The following is a 20,755-nucleotide window of genomic DNA, read 5'->3' as shown; positions in this document are numbered from 1 at the left end:
AAACTTTAACAACTAGTACCGCGAGGTAGATCAATGTCTTTGGATGATCTGTTCGCAACGCGAGGGGCTGCCGCAGACGGTCAGGCGAGCCGTATGCTGAAGTCCATCCAGATTGCCCTGGCGTCGCCGGAAAAGATCAGGGAATGGTCCTTCGGCGAAGTCAAGAAGCCTGAGACCATCAACTACCGGACCTTCAAGCCCGAACGCGACGGCCTGTTTTGTGCCAAGATCTTCGGTCCTGTGAAGGACTATGAGTGTAACTGCGGTAAATACAAGCGCATGAAGCACCGCGGCATCGTCTGCGAAAAGTGCGGTGTTGAAGTCATTGCGTCCAAGGTGCGCCGCGAGCGTATGGGCCACATCGATTTGGCCGCGCCCGTTGCCCATATCTGGTTCCTCAAGACCCTGCCCTCCAAGATCGGTACCCTGCTCGACATGACCATGGCCGACCTTGAAAAGGTTCTGTACTTCGATTCCTTCCTGGTCATGGACCCCGGTCAGACCAGCCTGCAGAAGCATCAGATCATTTCTGAGGAGCAGTACTATCAGGTCATGGACCACTACGGCGAAGACGCTGTAGAGGTCGGCATGGGCGCCGAGGCCATCAAGGCTCTGCTCGAAGAGCTGGACCTGCAGACCCTGCGGACCCAGCTGCGTGAAGAGACCCGGACCACGCGCTCCCAGACCAAAAAGAAGAAGCTCACGAAGCGCCTCAAGATTGTCGAGGCCTTCCTTGAGTCCGACAATAAGCCCGAGTGGATGATCATGGACGTTGTCCCTGTCATTCCGCCCGAGCTGCGTCCTCTGGTGCCTCTGGACGGCGGCCGCTTTGCGACCTCCGACCTGAACGACCTGTACCGCCGTGTCATCAACCGTAACAACCGCCTCAAGCGCCTCTTGGAGCTTGGCGCTCCGGATATCATTATCCGGAACGAAAAGCGTATGTTGCAGGAATCCGTTGACGCGCTGTTCGACAATGGCCGCCGTGGCCGTGCCATCACCGGCACCAACGGCCGCCCCCTGAAGTCCCTGTCTGACATGATCAAGGGTAAGCAGGGCCGCTTCCGTCAGAACCTGCTCGGTAAGCGTGTCGACTACTCCGGCCGTTCCGTCATCACCGTGGGCCCGCACCTGAAACTGCATCAGTGCGGTCTGCCCAAAAAGATGGCTCTGGAGCTGTTCAAGCCCTTCATCTACTCCAAGCTGGAGGCGAGGGGACTGGCCAGCACCATCAAGAGCGCCAAGAAGATGGTTGAGCGTGAGGATTTGGTGGTGTGGGATATCCTCGAAGAGGTTGTCCGCGAATACCCCATCCTGCTCAACCGCGCGCCCACGCTGCATAGACTCGGTATTCAGGCCTTTGAGCCCACCCTTGTTGAGGGTAAGGCCATCCGCCTGCATCCGCTGGTCTGCGCCGCGTACAACGCGGACTTTGACGGCGACCAGATGGCCGTCCACGTCCCGCTTTCCGTGGAAGCACAGATCGAGTGCCGTGTTCTGCTCATGAGCACCAACAACATCCTGTCCCCGGCCAACGGTTCGCCTATCATTGTGCCGTCTCAGGATATTGTTCTCGGCCTGTACTACATGTCCTGCATGCGCTCCTTCCAGCGCGGCGAGGGCAAGGTGTTCCCGGACAAGTGGGAAGTCATTTCCGCGGTGGATGCTGGTGCCGTTAGCGAGCATGCCCGCATCAAGGTGCGCATGGACGGCGAGCTTGTGGAGACCACCCCCGGCCGCATCCTCCTCAGCGAGTTGCTGCCCGAGGGCGTTCCCTTCGAGCTGGTCAACTGCGTGCTGGACAAGGGCAACATCAAGCGCCTTGTGGGCGAGACCTACCGTCACGCCGGCACCAAGGCGACGGTCATCCTTTGTGACCGTATCAAGAACTTCGGTTACGAGTACGCCACCCGTGCGGGTGTGACCGTTGCTGTTCAGGACCTCAAGATTCCTGAACGCAAGGTTCGCATCCTGGGCGACGCGCAGGACGAAGTTGACTCCATCGAATCCCAGTACCGTGATGGTATCATCACGCGTACAGAGAAATACAACAAGGTCATCGACGTCTGGACCAAGTGCACCAACGACATCTCCCGCGAGATGATGCAGGCCATGTCCATCGACGTCGTCACCGACCCGAAGACCGGCAAGACCGAGGAAAATCCCTCCCTCAACCCGATCTTCATGATGGCGAACTCTGGTGCTCGTGGTAACCAGGACCAGATGCGCCAGCTGGCAGGTATGCGTGGTCTGATGGCCAAGCCTTCGGGCGAAATCATCGAGACGCCGATTACCTCCAACTTCCGCGAAGGCCTCTCCGTGTTGCAGTTCTTTAACTCCACTCACGGTGCTCGTAAGGGCCTTGCGGATACCGCGCTCAAGACCGCGAACTCCGGTTACCTGACCCGCCGACTCGTCGACGTTGCTCAGGACATGACCGTCAGCGAAATGGATTGCGGCACTGTGGACGGTCTGGAAATGACCGACCTCATCAAGGCCGGCGAAATCCAGGAAAAGCTGTCCAACCGCGTGCTTGGCCGCGTGACGCTGCACCCCGTGCATCATCCGGACACCGGCGAGGAGATTATCCCCGCAGGTTCCCTCATCGACGAGAAGCTTGCGCAGCTCATCGACGAGACGGGCGTGTCGTCCATGACGATTCGTTCCGGCCTGACCTGCCAGAGCGAGCACGGCGTTTGCGCCATGTGCTACGGCCGCGACCTTGCTCGCGGACATCTGGTCAACGTCGGCGAGACGGTCGGCATCATCGCCGCCCAGTCCATCGGCGAGCCGGGAACGCAGCTGACGATGCGTACCTTCCATATCGGTGGTACCGCATCCAAGGAAATCGAACAGTCCTCGCACATTGCGACCCATCCGGGCCGCGTGACCCTGTCCCGTGTCAAGACGGTTAAGAACCGCGATGGCATGTACATGGTCCTCGGCAAGTCCGGTCAGGTCGGCGTTGTTGACGACGAGGGCCGCGAGCGTGAAAAGCACGTCCTGCCTTCTGGCGCTGTGCTGCACGTTGTGTCCGAACAGGAAGTGAAGAAGGGCGAACTGCTCGCCGAGTGGGACCCCTTCAACGAACCGTTCGTCACCGAAGTCGGCGGCTCCATCAAGTTCAACGACATTATCGAGGGCAAGACCTATCAGGAGAACGTGGACGAAACCACGATGAAGGCCTCTCAGACCATCATCGAGTACCGTTCCACCAACCTCCGTCCGTCCATCTCCGTGGTGGACGAGGACGGCAACGTGAAGATGCGTCCGGGCAGCTCCATCCCGGCCACGTACTCGTTGCCGGTCGGCGCCATTATCATGGTGCGCGACGGTGACGACGTCATGGCTGGTGACGTGCTCGCACGTAAGCCGCGTGAGTCCTCCAAGACCAAGGACATCGTCGGTGGTCTGCCGCGCGTTGCGGAACTCTTTGAAGTCCGCAAGCCCAAGGACCTCGGCGTCGTCTCCGAAGTGGACGGCATTTGCAGCTATGGCCCGGAAACCAAGGGCAAGCGCAAAATCATCGTCACCCCCGAAACCGGCGAGCCGCGTGAATACCTCATTCCGAAGGGTAAGCACGTCACCGTCACCGAGGGCGACTTTGTTGAAGCGGGCGAACTGCTCACCGAGGGCAGCGCCGACCTGCACGACATCCTCAAGATTAAGGGCGAGAAGCACCTCGCCAACTATCTTGTGGACGAAATCCAGGACGTGTACCGCTTCCAGGGCGTTGGCATCAACGACAAGCACATTGAAATCATTGTGCGTCAGATGTTGAAGAAGGTGAACATCGTCGACACTGGCGAGACCCACTTCCTCGTTGGCGAGCACGTGGACAAGACCAAGTTCCACGCCGAAAACGCCAGCGCCATCGCTCAGGGCCTCAAGCCCGCCGTGGCCGAACCGCTGGTTCTGGGTATCACCCAGTCCTCGCTGTCTACGGAGTCCTTCATCTCCGCGGCATCCTTCCAGGAGACCACCAAGGTCCTCACGGAAGCCTCGCTGCAGGGCAAGGACGACAACCTGCGCGGTCTCAAGGAGAACGTTATTGTTGGTCGCCTCATCCCGGCTGGTTCTGGTTACCGCCGGTACATGGACGCCGACATTGCGGTTCCCGAACAGTCCGAGCGCGCCGACAAGTTCCTTGAGGAGCTTGAAAGCGATCCGCTGCTCATCGAATCCCGATAGAAGCAGGGCACTTGCATAAATAGGCGGAGGGAGTTGGCTCCCTCCGCCTTTTTTGGTATAAAGACCTGTCTTGCGGTGTGGGAAAAAAAGATTTTCCAATACGCTTGACAAATGTGCTCGTGTGGGATTATCAAACCCGAGCTTTCGAACATAAACCGCCTTCCGCACTTGCGGGAAGGTGAGCGTCCACGCGCAATGACCTACGGGTCCTCTGGTGATGGAAGATATAACTTCGTAGGAAAGCGAGGGGAGTCTTCCCCTCGCTTTTTTTATACTGTTTAGGTGTTTAGCGTCGAATGGCCGGGTGCCCGGGACCAGAGAGACGCTGTCGGAGGACCGGGTGGGCGCGATATACAACGCAAAACCCGTACCCGGGACCCAAAATACGACGGAGGAACTGAATGCCTACCATTAACCAACTTGTCCGCGGTGCTCGTAAGAAGCGCACGAAGAGCAAGAAGACTCCTGCTCTTCAGGCTTGCCCTCAGCGCCGTGGCGTGTGTACCCGCGTGTACACCACTACCCCGAAGAAACCGAACTCCGCTCTGCGTAAGGTTGCCCGTGTGCGCCTGACCAACGGTATTGAGGTGTCTTCTTACATTCCTGGTGAGGGCCACAACCTGCAGGAACACTCTGTGGTGCTTATCCGCGGCGGTCGTGTCAAAGACTTGCCCGGTGTGCGTTACCACATTGTCCGTGGCTCCCTCGATACGGCCGGTGTTGCTGACCGTCGACAGGGCCGTTCCAAATACGGCGCCAAGCGACCGAAGTAAGCTGGGAGAATTAAGTAATGCCGAGAAAAGGTCCCGTACCAAAAAGAGAAATTCTGCCTGATCCGAAGTTCAACAGCGTGCTTGCTTCCAGGTTTATCAATCGCCTGATGCGCGACGGTAAGCGTAGCATTGCTGAGAAGGTTTTCTACTCCGCTCTCGACACCCTTGCCGAGAAGTCCGGTGAAGAGCCGATCAAGGCGTTTGAAAAGGCTCTGGACAACGTGAAGCCGCAGCTGGAAGTCAAGTCCCGCCGTGTTGGTGGTGCGACCTACCAGGTGCCGATGGAAGTCCGCCCCGACCGTCAGGTCGCGCTGGCTATCCGCTGGCTCATCACCTACGCCCGCTCCCGTGGCGAGAAGGGCATGACCGCCCGCCTCACCAACGAACTGCTGGATGCTTACGGCAACCGCGGTGGCGCAGTGAAGAAGAAAGAAGATACCCACCGCATGGCCGAAGCCAACAAGGCTTTTGCCCATTACCGCTGGTAGTATTGGAGTAAGAAAGTGGCACGCAAAGTCCCCATCAAAAAACAGAGAAACATCGGTATCATGGCCCACATCGACGCGGGCAAAACCACGACTACCGAACGTGTTCTCTTTTACACTGGTGTTTCCCACAAGATCGGCGAGACCCATGATGGCGAGTCCACGATGGACTGGATGGAGCAGGAGCAGGAGCGAGGCATCACCATTACCTCCGCTGCTACCACCTGTTTCTGGAAGGAACATCGTATCAACATCATTGATACTCCCGGCCACGTTGACTTCACCATGGAAGTTGAGCGCGCACTGCGCGTGCTTGACGGCGCTGTGGCTGTGTTCGACGCCGTTTCCGGTGTTGAGCCCCAGTCCGAGACGGTGTGGCGTCAGGCTGACCGCTACAACGTCCCCCGCATCGCCTTCGTTAACAAGATGGACCGCATCGGCGCCGACTTCTTCCGTTGCGTCGAGATGCTGAAGGATCGCCTTGGTGCCAAGGCCGTTCCGCTGCAGCTGCCCATCGGCAACGAAGACCAGTTCCGTGGCATGGTCGACCTCATCACCGGTCAGGCTCTGCTGTTTGACGACGAGACCCGCGGCGCCGAGTTCGCTGTCGAGCCCGTCCCTGCCGATCTGCAGGAACAGTACGAGACCCTGCGTACCGAGATGATCGAAGCCATCGCGGAAGAAGACGAAGCCCTGATGGACAAATACCTGAGCGGCGAAGAGCTGACTGAGGAAGAGATCATCAACGGCATTCGCGTCGCCACCACGAACATGGCCATCGCGCCGGTTCTGTGCGGCACCGCGTTCAAGAACAAGGGCGTTCAGCCTCTGCTCGACGCTGTCGTGAACTTCCTGCCTTCTCCGCTCGACATCGAGCAGATGGTTGGTCACGCTCCCGGCACCGAAGACAAGATCGAGTGCCCCTGTGACGATGACAAGCCCCTCGCCGCTCTGGCGTTTAAGCTTGCCACCGACCCCTACGTTGGTCACCTGACCTTCCTGCGACTCTACTCCGGTACCATCGAGTCCGGTATGACCGTCATCAACGCCGACACCGGCAAGAAGGAACGCATCGGTCGTCTCCTGAAGATGCACGCCAACGATCGCGAGGAAATCAAGTGGGCCGGCGCTGGCGACATCGTCGCTGCTGTTGGCCTGAAGACCGTGTCCACCGGTGACACGCTCTGCGAGCCCGGTAAGGCTGTTGTGCTCGAGTCCCTGGAGATTCCGGATCCGGTTATCCAGGTTGCCATCGAGCCCAAGTCCAAGGGCGACCGCGACTCCCTGTCCGAAGCACTCGTCAAGCTCGCCAAGGAAGACCCGTCTTTCCAGGTGTCCTCCGACGACGAAACCGGACAGACCCTCATCGCCGGTATGGGCGAGCTGCACCTTGAAATTATCGTTGACCGCCTCCTGCGCGAGTTCAACGTTAACGCCAACGTGGGCGCCCCCCGCGTTGCATACCGCGAAACCATCACCAAGGCTGCGAAGGTGGACCACAAGTACGCCAAGCAGAGTGGTGGTCGCGGACAGTACGGCCACGTTGTCATTGAGGTCGAGCCGAATCCCGAAGAGGGATACGAGTTCACCAATGCCATCACTGGCGGTGTCATTCCCAAGGAATACATCCCCTCGGTCGACAAGGGCATTCAGGACGCTCTGAAGAACGGCATCATGGCCGGTTACCCGGTTGTGGACGTGAAGGTGAAACTTGTTTTCGGTTCCTTCCACGAAGTCGACTCTTCCGAGCAGGCGTTTTACATCGCCGGTTCCATGGCCATCAAGGAAGCTGCAAAGCAGGCCGCTATGGCCCTTCTGGAGCCCGTTATGGCAGTGGAAGTCGTCACCCCCGAGGAATACCTCGGCGACGTGATGGGCGATCTCAACTCCCGCCGCGGCAAGGTGTCCAGCATGGACTCCCGCGCCAATGCCCAGGTCGTTTCGGCCATGGTGCCGCTGAGCGAGATGTTTGGTTACGCCACCGACCTGCGTTCCAACACGCAGGGCCGTGCCAACTTCACCATGCAGTTCGACCACTACGAGAAGGTGCCGAACAGCGTGGCTGAAGAAATCATGAAGAAGAACTAGGGAGTAGTCAGTCATGGCTAAAGCTAAATTTGAGCGCAAGAAGCCTCATGTAAATATCGGTACCGTTGGCCACATTGACCACGGTAAGACCACTCTGACCGCCGCCATCACCAAGGGCTCCGCTCTGCTGCGCGGTGGTGACTTTGTCGCTTTCGACGAAATCGACAAGGCTCCTGAGGAAAAAGAGCGTGGCATCACCATCGCCACCGCTCACGTCGAGTACGAGACCGACCAGCGCCACTACGCACACGTGGACTGCCCCGGTCACGCCGACTACATCAAAAACATGATCACCGGCGCCGCCCAGATGGACGGTGGTATCTTGGTTGTCGCCGCCACTGACGGCCCCATGCCCCAGACCCGTGAGCACATCCTGCTCGCCCGTCAGGTTGGCGTGCCGTCTCTGGTTGTCTTCCTGAACAAGGTTGACCTCGTCGACGACGAAGAGCTGCTGGAACTCGTTGAACTCGAAGTTCGTGAGCTGCTCTCCAAGTACGACTTCCCCGGCGACGACATTCCGGTCATCAAGGGTTCCGCTCTGAAGGCACTGGAAGCCGAGTCCGCAGACGATGAGGCCCTGAAGCCCATTCAGGAACTCCTGGACGCTTGCGACTCCTACATTCCCGCTCCCGAGCGCGACATCGACAAGCCCTTCCTGATGCCCATCGAGGACGTGTTCTCCATCTCTGGCCGCGGCACCGTCGTGACCGGTCGTGTGGAACGCGGTGTGATCAAGGTTGGTGAGGAAATCGAGATCGTCGGTATCCATGACACCACCAAGACCACCTGCACCGGCGTTGAGATGTTCCGCAAGCTGCTCGACCAGGGCGAAGCTGGCGACAACATCGGCGCACTGCTCCGCGGCGTGAAGCGTGACGAAGTCGAGCGCGGCCAGGTTCTGGCAGCTCCCGGTTCCATCACCCCTCACCGCAAGTTCAAGGCCGAGGTGTACGTGCTGAACAAGGACGAAGGTGGCCGCCACACTCCGTTCTTCTCCGGCTACCGTCCTCAGTTCTACTTCCGCACCACTGACATCACCGGCGTGGTTACCCTTGCCGACGGTGTCGAGATGGTCATGCCCGGTGACAACGCAACCTTCGGTGTTGAGCTTATCGCGCCCATCGCTATGGAGAAGGGCCTTCGCTTCGCCATCCGTGAGGGCGGCCGCACTGTCGGCGCTGGCGTTGTTTCCGAAATCGAGGAGTAAGTCATGGTTTCCATGCAGAGCGATCGCATCAGAATCAAGCTGAAAGCGTACGACTACAGGATTCTGGACAAAGCCGTAGCCGAGATCGTCGACACGGCCCGGAATACCGGCGCCAGCATCGCGGGCCCCATTCCCCTTCCGACCAATATCCACAAGTACACCATTCAGAAGTCGGTGCACGTGGATAAGAAGTCCAGGGAGCAGTTCGAGATGCGCGTGCACAAGCGCCTTCTCGACATTCTCGAGCCCACGCAGCAGACCGTGGACGCGCTGGGTAAGCTCAGCCTCCCCGCCGGCGTGGACGTAGAAATCAAACTCTAGAAAGAGGATATCATGATGGCTAAGACGCTTGGCATCATGGGACGCAAGCTGGGCATGACCCGCATCTTCGGTGACGACGGCACTGCTATCCCCGTCACCGTCGTTGCCGCCGGGCCGTGCCCCATCCTTCAGACGAAGGACGATGCGACCGATAGATACGCCGCTCTTCAGATCGGTTTTGAAGAAGTTGACGAGAAGAAGGCCAATAAGCCCACCAAGGGCCACATGGCCAAGGCAAACCGTGGCTGCTACCGTCACCTCAAGGAAGTCCGCGTGGACTCCATTGAAGGCTACGAGCTCGGCCAGGACCTGACCGTCAGCATGTTTGAGCCCGGAGAGAAAGTTAAGATCTCCGGCACCTCCAAAGGTAAGGGCTTCCAGGGCCCCATGAAACGGTGGAACTTCCGTGGCCTTGCCGCAACTCACGGCGTGGAAAAGGTACACCGTTCCCCCGGTGGCATTGGTCAGTGCGCTTGGCCCGGTAGGGTTTTCAAGGGCAAGAAGATGGCCGGCCAGATGGGCAACAGGAAAGTCACCTGTACTAATGTCGAAGTGCTCGATGTCCGCCCCGAGGACAACCTGCTCATCCTCAAAGGTCAGGTTCCCGGTCCTAAGAACGGCCTTGTGATGGTCCGCAAGCAGTAATGAGGATGATATCATGGCTGTTTTGAAGATATACGACCAGGAAAAGAAGGAAGTAGGCGAGCTGACCCTCGCTTCCGAGGTCTTCGAGGTTCCGGTCAAGCCCGAAATCTTGAACCTTGTTGTTCGTGCACAGCGTGCGCAGCAGCGCGCTGGCACCCATATGGTGAAAAATCGCGCCCTGTCTCGCGGCGGCGGTGCGAAGCCTTGGCGCCAGAAGGGCACCGGTCGCGCACGCGCCGGCTCCCTGCGCAGCCCCATCTGGAAGGGTGGTGGCACCACGTTCGGTCCTCAGCCCCGCAGCTACGAGTTCAAGGTGAACAAGAAGGTTCGCCGTCTCGCTCTGCGTATGGCCCTGTCCGCCAGGGTTGCTGAGGAGAGCATGACGGTGCTTAAGGGCTTCGAATTGAAGGAAGTGAAGACCAAGGAATTCGCGCAGATTCTCAAGAACCTGGGCCTCAAAAAGGCCTTGATTGTTACCAATGGCGACGATAAGGTTCTGGGTCTCTCCGCACGCAACATTCCCGGTATCACCATCCTTCCGCAAGCCCAGCTCAATGTCTACGACGTGCTCAGGCACAACCAGCTCATCATGCTGGAAGATGCCGCTAAGGCCGTCGAAGAGAGGTTGAAGTAATGGATTACACGAAGGTTATCATCAAGCCGCTCATCTCTGAGAAGGCCGCCGAAATGCACGAAGCAGGCAACCAGGTTGTCTTCTACGTGCACCCCGAGGCCAACAAGATTGAGATCGCCAAAGCGGTTGAGAAGGCATTCGATGTGAAGGTTACTGGCGTGAACGTTGTTCGTCGCCGTCCCCGTGTCCGCAGCCGCTTCGGCCGTCGCGTCGGGACGGAATCCGGCCACAAGAAGGCCTACGTCACCTTGGCCGAAGGCCATAAGATCGAACTGTTCGAAGGAGTCTAGGCATGGCAGTGCGCAAATTGAAACCCACTTCTCCGGGTCGCCGCTTCCAGACGATCTCCACCTTCGAGGAGATCACCAGCACGACCCCTGAGAAATCCCTGACCAAGGGCCTGACCAAGAAGAGCGGACGCAACCACTTTGGTCGCGTCACCTCCAGGCGCCGCGGTGGCGGGCACAAGCGTTTGTACCGCGTGATTGACTTCAAGCGGAACAAGGTCGACGTGCCGGCCAAGGTCGCTACCATCGAGTACGACCCCAACCGTAGCGCGCGCATTGCCCTCCTGCATTATGCTGACGGCGACAAGCGCTACATCCTGGCCCCTGTGGGCATCAAGGTTGGCGACACCGTGCAGGCTGGCGAGAATGCCGACATCAAGGCCGGCAACGCTCTGCCCCTGTTCCGTATCCCTGTTGGTACCACGGTTCACAACATTGAGCTGCAGCCCGGCGTGGGCGGCCGTTTTTGCCGCGCCGCCGGTACGTATGCCCAGCTCGTTGCTAAGGAAGGCAAGTACGCCCTGCTGCGTATGCCCTCCGGCGAAGTCCGCAACGTGCTGGCCACCTGCTGCGCCACTATCGGCCAGGTTGGCAACGTCCACCACGAGTCCGTGACCGTCGGTAAGGCTGGTCGCTCTCGCTGGCAGGGCCGTCGCCCCGAAGTCCGTGGCGTTGCAATGAACCCCGTTGACCACCCCCTCGGTGGTGGTGAGGGTCGTAGCTCCGGTGGTCGTCATCCCGTTACCCCCTGGGGTAAGCCGACCAAGGGTTACAAGACTCGTAACAAGAAGAAATCCTCTTCCCGGCTCATTATTAAGCGCCGCGGTGAGAAATAGGAGTTGTCATGCCTAGGTCGCTGAAAAAGGGTCCTTTCATTGATGACCACCTGATGAAGAAGGTTGTTCAGGCAGGCGAGACGGGCGACCGTCGCGTTATCAAGACCTGGTCGCGTCGCTCCACGATCTTCCCCGAAATGGTTGGTCTGACTTTTGCCGTTCATAATGGCCGCAAGTTCATCCCCGTGTTCGTGAGCGAAAACATGGTCGGGCACAAGCTCGGCGAGTTCGCCCCGACCAGGACGTACTTCGGTCATGCTGCGGACAAGAAAAGCAAGGCCAAACGATAAAGGGTTAAGGTGACTTCGATGGAAACCAGAGCTGTTGCCAAGCATACGCGTATCTCCGCACAGAAGGCTCGTCTCGTTGCTCGCAACGTTGAGGGCCGCTCCGTGGAGGACGCAATCAATATTCTGACTTTTACGCCCAAGAAGGCCGCGAAGCTGATCAATAGGGTCCTTCACTCTGCTGTTGCCAATGCTGAGCAGACCGGGGTGGAAGTCGATAACCTGGTTGTGAAGCAGGTGATCGTCAATGAGGGTCCGACCCTCAAGAGGATCATGCCCCGAGCCATGGGGCGCGCGAACCGAATCCTGAAGCGCACCAGCCACATCACTGTGGTTGTGGCCGAGGCCTAAGGAGGCAGAAGTGGGTCAGAAAGTACATCCCTACGGATTCCGGTTGGGCTACAATAAGAATTGGTTGTCCCGCTGGTTCGCGAATAAGAACTACGCGGACAACGTTTTCGAAGACGACCAGATCCGTAAGTTCGTTAAGAAAAAACTCTATCACGCCGGTATTTCCCGCCTGGAGATCGAGCGCGCTGGCGGCAAAGTCCGCCTGCTCGTCTTCACTGCTCGTCCCGGTATCGTTATTGGACGTAAGGGCGTAGAGATCGAGAAGCTGCGCGGTGAGCTGCGTCATAAGTTCGGTCGCGACTTCGCCATTGAGGTGAACGAAGTGCGCCGTCCCGAGACGGATGCCCAGCTTGTTGCAGAGAACATCGCTCTCCAGCTTGAGCGTCGAGTTGCCTTCCGCCGCGCTATGAAGCGCACTGTGAGCATGGCTCGCAAGTTTGGCGCAGAGGGCATCAAGATCAACTGCGCTGGCCGCCTGGCCGGTGCTGAGATCGCTCGCACTGAGTGGTACCGCGAAGGCCGTGTGCCTCTGCACACCCTGCGCGCCGATCTGGACTACGGCTTTGCCGAAGCCCACACCACCTATGGTGTCATCGGCGTGAAGGTCTGGATCTTCAAGGGTGAAATTCTGGATCAGGAAGGTGAATAGTCATGCTTTCTCCGAGAAAGACTAAATTCCGCAAGCGCCAGAAGGGCCGTCTGCGTGGCAAAGCCACCCGCGGCAACACTGTTGCTTTCGGTGAAATCGGCCTGAAGGCGCTGGAGCACGGCAAGCTCACCAACCAGCAGATTGAATCCGCTCGTGTGGCCATGATGCGTCACATCAAGCGTGGCGGTAAGGTCTTTATCCGCATTTTCCCGGACCAGGTCCTTACCTCCAAGCCTGCCGAAGTGCGTCAGGGTAAAGGTAAAGGTGCTCCTTCCGGCTGGTACGCTCCCGTCAAGCCTGGCAGGATCATGTACGAAATCAAGGGTGTTGACTTGGCTCTGGCCAAGGAAGCACTGGTCAGGGCTTCGCATAAGCTGCCCATCAAGACCGCCATTGTTGTCAGGGAGGGCCTGTAATGACTGCCAAAGAACTCCGGGAACTGTCCGTTTCCGAGCTCAATGAGAAACTCGGCGAGTTTCGGCAGGAGCTGTTCAACCTTCGTTTTCAGCATGCCACGGCCCAGCTGGAGAATACCCAGCGTATTCCCGAGGTGAAGAAGGCCATCGCGCGTATTCTCACCATCCTTCGCGAAAAGGAAACTGGAGCGTAAGCAATGTCTGAAGTGAAGAATTCCAACAAGCGTATGCTGACCGGCATCGTTGTCTCCGACAAGAACGACAAGACCATTGTCGTTCGTGCAGAGACCCTGGTTAAGCATCCTCTGCTGAAGAAGTATATCCGTCGCCGCAACAAGCTCATGGCACACGATCCCAACAACGATTGCAAAGTTGGGGATAAGGTGCAGATCGTCGAGCATCGCGCACTGAGCGCTCGTAAGCGGTGGCATCTCGTCAACATCGTTGAAAAAGCCGTCTAGGAGCTTACAAGATGATTCAGGTCGAATCCAAGCTCGACGTTGCGGATAACTCCGGCGCCAAGAAGGTGTCCTGCATCAAGGTGCTCGGCGGCAGCCGTCGTCGTTATGCATCCGTTGGCGACATCATTATGGTTTCCGTCAAGGAAGCCATGCCCCACTCCAAAGTGAAGAAGGGTGATGTCATGCAGGCGGTCGTCGTTCGAACCAAAAAAGAAGTTGGTCGTCCGGACGGAACCTACATTAAGTTCGACAACAACTCCGCCGTTCTGCTGAACAAGCAGAATGAGCCTGTCGGGACCCGTATTTTCGGCCCCGTGGCACGTGAGCTGCGTCAGAAGAACTTTATGAAGATCGTCTCCCTGGCGCCCGAAGTGCTCTAGAGGTTTGCCCCATGAAAAAGTTCAAGATCCGCAAAGATGACAAAGTCATGGTCATCGCCGGTAAGGATAAGGGCAAGGTCGGTAAGGTGCTCAAGATCATGCGCAAGAAAGACAAGGTTCTTGTCGAGAAAGTGAACATGATCAAGCGCCATACCAAGGCCAACCCTTACACCCAGCAGGCCGGTGGCATCATCGAAAAGGAAGCGCCCGTTGCAATTTCCAACGTGGCCGTGATTTGCGATGCATGCACCAAGCCGACCCGCATCGGGTACAAGGTGACTGCAGACGGAAAGAAAGTCCGCTTCTGCAAAAAATGTAACGAAATCATCGACTAGGGGAGCATCCATGACTCGTCTTGAGAAAGTATACAATGAGAAGGTTGCTCCCGCCCTGCAGAAAGAGTTCGGGTACAAGTCGCCCATGCAGCTCCCCGAGCTGAAGAGCGTGAGCCTGAATATCGGACTGGGCGAAGCCAGCCAGAACAATAAGCTCATTGAGGATGCCGTTGAAGAGCTGAGCCGCATTGCCGGCCAGCGTGCCGTCCCCACCCGCGCCAAGAAGTCCATTGCGGCCTTCAAGCTGCGCGAGGGTATGGCCATCGGCTGCCGCGTGACCCTTCGTGGCGATCGCATGTGGGACTTCTTCGACAAGCTGGTCAACTTCGCTCTGCCTCGTGTCCGCGACTTCCGGGGTATCCCGGACCGCGGTTTTGACGGCCGTGGCAACTTTACCCTCGGTATCAAAGATCACACGATCTTCCCCGAGCTGGAAGTTGACAAGGTTGAGCGTGTGAAGGGCATGAACGTGACCGTCGTGACCAGCGCCGGCACTGACAAGGAAGGCAAAGTCCTGCTGCAGATGCTGGGCATGCCTTTCAAGAAGTAATGGAGGAGCGAAGTGTCTCGTAAAGCTCTCATGAATAAGGCTGGCCAGAAGCCCAAGTTCTCGGCCCGCGCCTACAACCGCTGCCCCATCTGCGGACGTCCCCGCGCTTTTATGCGGAAGTTCGGCATCTGCCGTATCTGCTTCCGTAACAAAGCACTTGCCGGCGAACTGCCCGGGGTCCGTAAGTCCAGCTGGTAAGGAGTAACACGATGTCTGTTATTGATCCCATTGCGGATATGCTGACCCGTGTGCGCAACGCCTACCAGGCGTTGCACCAGGAGGTCCTCATCCCCAAGTCCAACATGAAGGAGTCCATCGCGGCCATCATGAAGGACGAAGGATATATCACCGACTACAGCGTTGAGGAGCGTGACATCCGTCTGACCCTCAAATACGCTGACGGCCAGGCCCTGATCGCTGGTATGAAGCGCATCAGCAAGCCGAGCCGTAGAGTCTATGTTGCCTCTTCCGAGATTCCCCGTGTTCAGAACGGCCTCGGAATCTGCGTTCTGTCTACCTCTCACGGTGTGATGGAAGGCACTGTGGCACAGGAAAAGAACGTCGGCGGCGAACTGCTGTTCGAAATTTGGTAGTGAGGAAGGAACATGTCCAGAATCGGTAAAAGGCCTATCGCCGTCCCTTCCGGGGTGGAAATCACGGTCGGCAAAAGCCAGGTTGATGTGAAGGGCCCCAAGGGCTCCCTCTCCACGCCGCTGCATCATAAGATTGAGGTCAAGCAGGAAGGCTCGGAGCTGGTCGTCACTCGTGTCGACGACTCTGGCCTTGCCCGTGCCCAGCATGGCCTTCGCCGCTCCCTCTTGGCCAACATGGTCGAGGGTGTCACTAAGGGCTTCGAAAAGACGCTCGAAGTGGTTGGCGTTGGCTACAGGGTCAATGTTCAGGGCAAGAAAGTTGTCCTGAACGTTGGTTACTCCCACCCGGTCGAGTTCGATCTGCCCGCGGGCATCGAAGCCAAGGCCGAGGGAACCAAGCTGACTATCTCCGGCTGCGACAAGCAGGCTGTGGGCGAAGTCGCTGCACAGATCCGCCGCGTCCGTAAGCCGGAGCCGTACAAGGGCAAGGGCATCAAGTACGTTGACGAGGTCATCCGCCGTAAGGCCGGTAAGTCCGCCAAATAGAGTAGGGTGATACGATGAAAATGACCAAAGAGCAGGCACGCGCCCGCCGCAAGATCCGCATCCGCAAGAAAGTTAGCGGCACTCCGGATCGTCCCAGGCTCTGCGTTTTCCGCTCCAACTTGCATATCTACGCGCAGCTCGTCGACGATGTCGCGGGCGTCACTCTGGCCTCTGCCTCCACTCTTGCTCTGAACAAGAAGGACGGCGAGACCCTGAAGTGCAATAAAGAAGGCGCTGCACGGGTTGGCCAGGAGATCGCAAAGCTGGCTAAGGAAAACAATATCGAGAGCGTGGTCTTTGACCGTGGTGGCTATATCTACCACGGCAAGGTCAAGGCTCTGGCCGACGGCGCCCGAGAGGCCGGGCTTAAATTCTAAGACTGCGGAAGGTAACAATGGAAAAAGGCCCTCGCAGAGACTCCCGTAGGGAGCAGCAGGAAGAACTCGGCCACATTGAGAAGCTTGTCTACCTCAATAGGGTGGCCAAGGTTGTCAAGGGCGGCCGCCGCTTCAACTTCAGCGCACTCGTTGTAGTTGGTGACGGCAAGGGTTCTGTCGGCTACGGTCTCGGTAAGGCAGTGGAAGTCCCTGAGGCTATCCGCAAGGCCACCGAGAAGGCTCGTAAGACCATGAAGCCCGTCGCCCTCGTGGACGGCACGCTTCCTTACGAGACCCTCGGTCGCTTCGGCGCCGCCCGTGTTGTCATGAAGCCCGCATCCAAGGGTACCGGCATCATCGCCGGCGGCCCGGTGCGTGCCGTCATGGAGGCTGTGGGTGTTCACGATATCCTGACTAAGGCCATCGGTACCAACAACCCGCATAACGTGCTTAAGGCTACCGTCGAGGGGCTGACCTCTCTGCGCAGCGCGAAGAATGTCTCCGCACTGCGTGGTAAGGAAGTCAGCACCCCGAGGAAGTAGAGGGAGCGACATGGATAAGATCAAAGTCAGACTCGTTCGGAGCTTGATCGGCTGCACTCCCAAGCAGCGCAAGACCGTCGCTGCCCTGGGCCTGCGCAAGATCCGCCAGGTGAACGAGCTTCCCAAGAACGATAGCACCCTTGGCCAGATCAAGGCTGTGCACCATCTTGTTGAGGTAGTTGAATAATGAGACTTCACGAATTGTACCCCTTCGATGAAGAGCGCAAGAACAGAAAGCGGGTCGGCAGGGGCGCAGGCTCCGGCTGGGGTAAGACATCCGCCAAGGGCCATAAAGGGCAGAACGCCCGCTCTGGTGGTGGTGTCCCCGCTTGGTTCGAAGGTGGCCAGATGCCCCTCGCCCGTCGTCTGCCTAAGCGTGGTTTCAAGAACCGTTTCCGTGAGTCCTATGAGGCTGTGAACCTGGACCGTCTCTTCGCTATGTTCGAAGGCAAGTCCGAGATCACCCTCGACGACATCTATGCCCGTGGTCTGGTCAAGGCTGGTAGCCTGGTCAAGATCCTCGGCAACGGAGAGGCCAAGGCCGCTGTGACGGTTGAGGCACATCGGTTCAGCAAGTCCGCTCAGGAAAAGATTACCGCCGCTGGCGGCACCGCCAAGGCTCTGGAAGGGTAAATAGACGTGGCGCTTACTGGGGTTGAGAATCTCACCAAGTTACCGGAGTTGAAGAAGAAGCTCCTGTGGACGTTCCTGCTGTTGGCGGTTTACCGGATCGGCATTCACGTGCCGACTCCGGGCGTCGACACTGTCGCGCTGCAGGACTTCTTCGATAGCGTTCAGAACACCTTGTTCGGTTTGTTCAACATGTTCTCGGGCGGTGGTTTGAGAAATCTCTCCATCTTTGCTCTTGGGATCATGCCCTACATCTCCGCATCGATTATCATTCAGCTGCTGACCGTGGTCAGCCCCGAGCTGAAGCGATTGTCGAAGGAAGAGGGGCAGGCCGGACGCAAAAAGATTACCCAGTACACCCGTTACGGGACGGTGCTCATCACCATCGTACAGGGCCTGGGCATCGCAATCGGTTTGGAGAGCATGACCAGCCCCACCGGCGCTCCCGTGGTCCTCGACGCAGGCTGGAGCTTCCGTCTTGTGACCATTATTACCCTTACTGCCGGTACCGTGCTGATCATGTGGATCGGCGAGCAAATCACGGAACGGGGACTCGGAAACGGCATCTCGCTCATCATCTTCGCCGGTATTGTCGCTGGGCTTCCTGGCGCCATTGCCAACACATGGCGACTGATGACCACGAACGAGATGTCCCTGTTCGTGCTGCTGCTGGTACTGGCGCTCATGGCCGGTGTGCTGGCGCTCATCGTGTACATGGAACGTGCGCAGAGGCGCATCCCCATCCAATATGCCAAGCGCATGATGGGTCGGCGGATGTACGGTGGTCAGACCACCCATCTGCCTCTGCGAATCAATACCGCAGGCGTTATTCCTCCCATTTTCGCCTCTTCCATCCTGATGTTCCCGGCAACGCTGGCGAACTTCTCCCGGGTGGAGTGGCTGCAGGAGATTTCCGCCTGGTTCACACCTGCTTCGGTGTTGTATAATGTGCTGTTTATCGGAATGATCTTCTTCTTCTGTTTCTTTTACACAGCCATTATCTTCGACCCGAAGGACATTGCGGACAACATCCGCAAGCAGGGCGGCTTCATCCCCGGCATCCGACCCGGTGCCAAGACCCACGAGTATATCGATAGGGTTCTGTCCCGGATCACGCTGTGGGGCGCTCTGTATATCGCTGCAGTCTGTGTGCTGCCGATGCTTCTGATTAGCCAGATGCATGTGCCGTTCTACTTTGGCGGCACCAGCCTGCTCATCGTCGTCGGCGTGGCCATGGACTTCATGTCCCAGATCGAGTCGCACCTCATCAATCGTCAGTATGAAGGTTTGATGGGCAAGACGAAGGCCAAGGGACGGCGATAGCATTGAAAAAGTTTCGCGGAATCTTCTTGAAGAACGATGCGGAGATCGCCCTCCTGAGGAAGGCGAACCGCATCGTCTCCGTGATACTTGATGAAATGGGCGAAGCCGTGCGGCCGGGTGTTCCGACCATGCGGTTTGAAAACATCGCTCAGGAAATGTGCAGGAAGTTCGACGTCACGCCCGCTTTCCAGGGCTACGGCGGCTTTCCCTACGCACTGTGCTGTTCCGTCAATGAACAGGTTGTCCATGGGTTCCCGTCTGATCGGGTGCTGGAAGAGGGCGATATCGTCAGCTTTGACATGGGCGTCATTTATGACGGATTCTACGGCGATTCGGCCCGCACCTTCGCGGTGGGAGCCATCCCCGAGGAAACGCAGCGCCTCATTGATGTCACGCGTGAGTCCCTCATGCGTGGCATTGAGCGCGCCGTGGTCGGTAACCGCCTTTACGACGTATCCAAAGCAATCCAAGAATTTGTGGAGCTTAACGGGTATTCTGTGGTAAAGAGGTTTGTCGGGCACGGTATAGGCCGGAATCTTCACGAAAAGCCGGAGGTCCCCAACTTCGTCCCTCGGGGCGCAACGGGGCCGCCGATTAAGGCCGGAATGGTCATAGCGGTGGAGCCGATGGTCTGTTTAGGATCGCCAGATGTCGAGGTCCTGGAAGACAAGTGGACAGCAGTGACAAAAGATCGTAAACTCTCTGCCCACTTTGAACACACTATCGCTCTGACCCACAACGGGCCAGAGATATTGAGCAGAAGCGATCATTAAGGTTCGTGCTTGCATATATACCTTAGTTTCCCGGTTGTCCCGAGGACCGGGGTGCTCAATAAGGAAAGAAGCGGGAGAAGGTCATGAAAGTTAGACCCTCAGTTAAAAAGATGTGCCCGAAGTGCAAGTTGATCCGCCGTAAGGGCGTGCTCCGGGTTATCTGCGAAAACCCCAGGCACAAGCAGCGCCAGGGCTAGGTAAAGGGGATTTATCGTGGCTAGAATTGCAGGTGTTGATTTGCCCAAGAATAAGCGTCTGGACATTGGTCTGACGTACATCTACGGCATCGGTCGCACCACAGCCCTGAAGATTCTGGATTCCACCGGAATCGATTGGACGAGGAAGACCGACGATCTGACCGCTGATGAGGTGAACACCATCCGCAAGGAGATCGAGACCAACTTTAAAGTTGAAGGCGATCTCCGCCGCGAGGTGACCGCCAACATCAAACGCCTGATGGACATTGGCTGCTACCGCGGCCTGCGCCATCGCCGTGGTCTCCCTTGCCGTGGTCAGCGCACCCACACGAACGCTCGTACCCGTAAGGGCCCCAAGCGTTCTGCGGTTGGTAGAAAGAAAAAGTAGTTATCAGTTTGCATCCCCCGCTTAGGGATTCTCCTTGGGGGATGCAGAACTGAACACTTCAGATTTACGGAGAAAAGGTTATGGCCAACCCCCGACGCTCCGGGAAAAAGAAAGAGAAGAAGAACGTACCTGCGGGCATTGCCCACATCCAGGCCACGTTCAATAACACTATTGTCACCTTCTCTGATATGAAAGGTAATGTGATCAGTTGGGCGTCCGCTGGTGGCACCGGGTTCAAGGGCTCTCGTAAGAGCACTCCCTTTGCTGCCCAGGTTGCTGCTGAGCGTGCCGCACGCACTGCTCAGGAGCACGGTATGCGTACCGTCGGCATCTTCGTCAAGGGCCCCGGCTCTGGACGTGAGGCCGCTATGCGCGCCATCAACAATGCCGGCTTCAAAGTCAGCTTCATGCGCGACATCACTCCCATTCCACACAATGGGTGCCGTCCGCCTAAACGCCGCAGGGTCTAACCCGGCTGTTCACTAGGAGG

The 20,755-nt window shown here is 57.9% G+C and carries 31 protein-coding genes; all 31 read left to right on the top strand.

Annotated features, from left to right (window positions below; translation table 11 throughout):
- Positions 1-33: 33 nt before the first annotated feature.
- The 31 genes from rpoC to rpsK all read left to right on the top strand — a co-directional run bounded on the left by rpoC (position 34) and on the right by rpsK (position 20,735).
- Entirely contained in the window at positions 34-4,191 is a 4,158-nt protein-coding gene (gene rpoC, locus ACI3L3_RS00850; RefSeq protein WP_404843200.1) for a DNA-directed RNA polymerase subunit beta', read from the top strand.
- A 401-nt stretch (positions 4,192-4,592) separates the two neighbouring features.
- A complete protein-coding gene (gene rpsL / locus ACI3L3_RS00845; protein ID WP_404843199.1) occupies positions 4,593-4,964 on the top strand; it encodes a 30S ribosomal protein S12 in 372 nt (123 codons plus the stop codon).
- Between the two features lie 17 nt (positions 4,965-4,981).
- Positions 4,982-5,452 carry a 30S ribosomal protein S7 gene (rpsG, locus tag ACI3L3_RS00840; RefSeq protein ID WP_404843198.1) on the top strand — a complete coding sequence of 157 codons (471 nt, stop codon included), beginning with the start codon at positions 4,982-4,984 and terminating at the stop codon, positions 5,450-5,452.
- A gap of 15 nt (positions 5,453-5,467) precedes the next feature.
- Positions 5,468-7,537: an elongation factor G gene (gene fusA / locus ACI3L3_RS00835; RefSeq protein WP_404843197.1), complete on the top strand. Its 2,070-nt coding sequence runs from the start codon at positions 5,468-5,470 to the stop codon at positions 7,535-7,537.
- Positions 7,538-7,550: 13 nt separating this feature from the next.
- Positions 7,551-8,744, top strand: coding sequence for an elongation factor Tu (gene tuf / locus ACI3L3_RS00830; protein WP_404843196.1), 1,194 nt, complete (start codon positions 7,551-7,553; stop codon positions 8,742-8,744).
- A 3-nt stretch (positions 8,745-8,747) separates the two neighbouring features.
- On the top strand, positions 8,748-9,065 hold the full coding sequence (gene rpsJ, locus ACI3L3_RS00825) for a 30S ribosomal protein S10 (RefSeq protein ID WP_167942579.1): 318 nt from the start codon (positions 8,748-8,750) through the stop codon (positions 9,063-9,065).
- Between the two features lie 15 nt (positions 9,066-9,080).
- The gene (gene rplC, locus ACI3L3_RS00820; protein WP_404844102.1) at positions 9,081-9,710 is read left to right on the top strand and encodes a 50S ribosomal protein L3; all 630 of its coding nucleotides are present in this window, start codon (positions 9,081-9,083) and stop codon (positions 9,708-9,710) included.
- A 13-nt stretch (positions 9,711-9,723) separates the two neighbouring features.
- Entirely contained in the window at positions 9,724-10,344 is a 621-nt protein-coding gene (gene rplD, locus ACI3L3_RS00815) for a 50S ribosomal protein L4 (RefSeq protein ID WP_404843195.1), read from the top strand.
- Positions 10,344-10,634 carry a 50S ribosomal protein L23 gene (rplW, locus tag ACI3L3_RS00810; RefSeq protein WP_404843194.1) on the top strand — a complete coding sequence of 97 codons (291 nt, stop codon included), beginning with the start codon at positions 10,344-10,346 and terminating at the stop codon, positions 10,632-10,634. Before rplD ends, rplW begins: the two co-directional genes overlap by 1 nt.
- A 2-nt stretch (positions 10,635-10,636) precedes the next feature.
- Complete coding sequence (rplB, locus tag ACI3L3_RS00805) at positions 10,637-11,467, top strand: 50S ribosomal protein L2 (protein ID WP_404843193.1); 831 nt, start codon at positions 10,637-10,639, stop codon at positions 11,465-11,467.
- Between the two features lie 8 nt (positions 11,468-11,475).
- A complete protein-coding gene (gene rpsS / locus ACI3L3_RS00800; protein WP_404843192.1) occupies positions 11,476-11,757 on the top strand; it encodes a 30S ribosomal protein S19 in 282 nt (93 codons plus the stop codon).
- 18 nt (positions 11,758-11,775) lie between these two features.
- Positions 11,776-12,105, top strand: coding sequence for a 50S ribosomal protein L22 (gene rplV, locus ACI3L3_RS00795; RefSeq protein WP_404843191.1), 330 nt, complete (start codon positions 11,776-11,778; stop codon positions 12,103-12,105).
- 10 nt (positions 12,106-12,115) lie between these two features.
- Positions 12,116-12,754, top strand: coding sequence for a 30S ribosomal protein S3 (gene rpsC / locus ACI3L3_RS00790; RefSeq protein WP_404843190.1), 639 nt, complete (start codon positions 12,116-12,118; stop codon positions 12,752-12,754).
- Positions 12,755-12,756: 2 nt separating this feature from the next.
- Entirely contained in the window at positions 12,757-13,170 is a 414-nt protein-coding gene (rplP, locus tag ACI3L3_RS00785) for a 50S ribosomal protein L16 (protein WP_404843189.1), read from the top strand.
- Positions 13,170-13,364 carry a 50S ribosomal protein L29 gene (gene rpmC / locus ACI3L3_RS00780; protein WP_404843188.1) on the top strand — a complete coding sequence of 65 codons (195 nt, stop codon included), beginning with the start codon at positions 13,170-13,172 and terminating at the stop codon, positions 13,362-13,364. Before rplP ends, rpmC begins: the two co-directional genes overlap by 1 nt.
- Positions 13,365-13,367: 3 nt before the next feature.
- Positions 13,368-13,631, top strand: coding sequence for a 30S ribosomal protein S17 (gene rpsQ / locus ACI3L3_RS00775; RefSeq protein WP_404843187.1), 264 nt, complete (start codon positions 13,368-13,370; stop codon positions 13,629-13,631).
- An 11-nt stretch (positions 13,632-13,642) separates the two neighbouring features.
- Entirely contained in the window at positions 13,643-14,011 is a 369-nt protein-coding gene (gene rplN / locus ACI3L3_RS00770; protein WP_404843186.1) for a 50S ribosomal protein L14, read from the top strand.
- 11 nt (positions 14,012-14,022) lie between these two features.
- The gene (rplX, locus tag ACI3L3_RS00765; RefSeq protein WP_404843185.1) at positions 14,023-14,346 is read left to right on the top strand and encodes a 50S ribosomal protein L24; all 324 of its coding nucleotides are present in this window, start codon (positions 14,023-14,025) and stop codon (positions 14,344-14,346) included.
- A gap of 10 nt (positions 14,347-14,356) precedes the next feature.
- A complete protein-coding gene (gene rplE / locus ACI3L3_RS00760) occupies positions 14,357-14,896 on the top strand; it encodes a 50S ribosomal protein L5 (RefSeq protein ID WP_404843184.1) in 540 nt (179 codons plus the stop codon).
- A 12-nt stretch (positions 14,897-14,908) separates the two neighbouring features.
- Positions 14,909-15,094, top strand: coding sequence for a type Z 30S ribosomal protein S14 (locus tag ACI3L3_RS00755; protein ID WP_404843183.1), 186 nt, complete (start codon positions 14,909-14,911; stop codon positions 15,092-15,094).
- A gap of 11 nt (positions 15,095-15,105) precedes the next feature.
- Complete coding sequence (gene rpsH / locus ACI3L3_RS00750; RefSeq protein WP_404843182.1) at positions 15,106-15,489, top strand: 30S ribosomal protein S8; 384 nt, start codon at positions 15,106-15,108, stop codon at positions 15,487-15,489.
- Positions 15,490-15,501: 12 nt separating this feature from the next.
- Complete coding sequence (rplF, locus tag ACI3L3_RS00745) at positions 15,502-16,035, top strand: 50S ribosomal protein L6 (RefSeq protein ID WP_404843181.1); 534 nt, start codon at positions 15,502-15,504, stop codon at positions 16,033-16,035.
- Between the two features lie 14 nt (positions 16,036-16,049).
- A complete protein-coding gene (gene rplR, locus ACI3L3_RS00740; protein ID WP_404843180.1) occupies positions 16,050-16,412 on the top strand; it encodes a 50S ribosomal protein L18 in 363 nt (120 codons plus the stop codon).
- Positions 16,413-16,429: 17 nt separating this feature from the next.
- On the top strand, positions 16,430-16,954 hold the full coding sequence (rpsE, locus tag ACI3L3_RS00735) for a 30S ribosomal protein S5 (RefSeq protein WP_404843179.1): 525 nt from the start codon (positions 16,430-16,432) through the stop codon (positions 16,952-16,954).
- Positions 16,955-16,964: 10 nt separating this feature from the next.
- Positions 16,965-17,141 carry a 50S ribosomal protein L30 gene (gene rpmD / locus ACI3L3_RS00730; protein ID WP_404843178.1) on the top strand — a complete coding sequence of 59 codons (177 nt, stop codon included), beginning with the start codon at positions 16,965-16,967 and terminating at the stop codon, positions 17,139-17,141.
- Positions 17,141-17,587: a 50S ribosomal protein L15 gene (gene rplO, locus ACI3L3_RS00725; protein WP_404843177.1), complete on the top strand. Its 447-nt coding sequence runs from the start codon at positions 17,141-17,143 to the stop codon at positions 17,585-17,587. Before rpmD ends, rplO begins: the two co-directional genes overlap by 1 nt.
- Before the next feature lie 6 nt (positions 17,588-17,593).
- Complete coding sequence (gene secY, locus ACI3L3_RS00720) at positions 17,594-18,907, top strand: preprotein translocase subunit SecY (protein ID WP_404843176.1); 1,314 nt, start codon at positions 17,594-17,596, stop codon at positions 18,905-18,907.
- Positions 18,908-18,909: 2 nt separating this feature from the next.
- On the top strand, positions 18,910-19,680 hold the full coding sequence (gene map, locus ACI3L3_RS00715) for a type I methionyl aminopeptidase (RefSeq protein ID WP_404843175.1): 771 nt from the start codon (positions 18,910-18,912) through the stop codon (positions 19,678-19,680).
- 83 nt (positions 19,681-19,763) lie between these two features.
- Positions 19,764-19,877 (top strand): 50S ribosomal protein L36, encoded by a 114-nt coding sequence (gene rpmJ, locus ACI3L3_RS00710; protein ID WP_404843174.1) that lies wholly within the window; start codon positions 19,764-19,766, stop codon positions 19,875-19,877.
- 16 nt (positions 19,878-19,893) lie between these two features.
- Positions 19,894-20,265, top strand: coding sequence for a 30S ribosomal protein S13 (rpsM, locus tag ACI3L3_RS00705; RefSeq protein WP_404843173.1), 372 nt, complete (start codon positions 19,894-19,896; stop codon positions 20,263-20,265).
- An 80-nt stretch (positions 20,266-20,345) separates the two neighbouring features.
- On the top strand, positions 20,346-20,735 hold the full coding sequence (rpsK, locus tag ACI3L3_RS00700; RefSeq protein WP_404843172.1) for a 30S ribosomal protein S11: 390 nt from the start codon (positions 20,346-20,348) through the stop codon (positions 20,733-20,735).
- Positions 20,736-20,755: the final 20 nt, after the last annotated feature.

Origin of the sequence: Desulfobaculum sp. SPO524 (assembly GCF_044987625.1) — a bacterium.
Lineage (GTDB): Bacteria > Desulfobacterota > Desulfovibrionia > Desulfovibrionales > Desulfovibrionaceae > Desulfobaculum.
The sequence above is the reverse complement of the archived record's forward strand: the minus strand, read 5'-3'. Positions and strand labels throughout refer to the sequence as shown.